At 49.8% G+C, this 574-nt stretch carries 1 pseudogene; it reads right to left on the bottom strand.

From position 1 onward, the window contains the following. Window positions 1-484 (bottom strand): annotated as a pseudogene (locus ACVRRC_RS22255) (hypothetical protein); the annotation flags it as partial. Window positions 485-574 lie beyond the last annotated feature (90 nt).

Here is a 574-nt window from a genome sequence, read left to right as displayed (position 1 = left end):
CGATCATGTTGAAGACTTCTTCGTCTTTACCGCCTTCGAACTCTTCAATGATCAGTTTTTCAAATACCGCACCTTCAGCGATTGCGGCCATCAGGCCAGTGTAGCGGTGGTGACCGTCGATAATCTTCAGGCGAGTCACACCGTTCACAACAACGACTTTAACGCGGATAGCCGGTACGCTGCTCGGATGGTTGAGGTATGCGTTCTTGAACATCTCAGCACGCTCTACATCAACTTCACGCAGGTTCAGGCCTTCTTCAACGTACAACCAAGAGACGCTGACGGCGTACACGTTGTTACGGCCAACGTTCAGCTCTTCGAACAACGCGCTGTTAGTGGCTGTTTTGCGCTCTTTAGCAACGAAGTCACTCAGACCACGCAGAGTGGATGGAGCCTTGTCCATCTGGCGCATGATAGTGCCCAGGTTACCCATCAGCTCGTTGTCACGGGAAGCTTGGAAGATCTGTTGTACGTTGATAGTCATGATAGTTACTCCGCAAATTGTTATTGGTTGTTTACGTGTTTGTGCTTACTTCTGAATCCAGTTAAACACGGGGTGTGCCGGTGACGAATA

Source organism: Stutzerimonas sp. LR2 (assembly GCF_055755175.1).
This window is presented reverse-complemented; position numbering and strand designations above follow the sequence as displayed.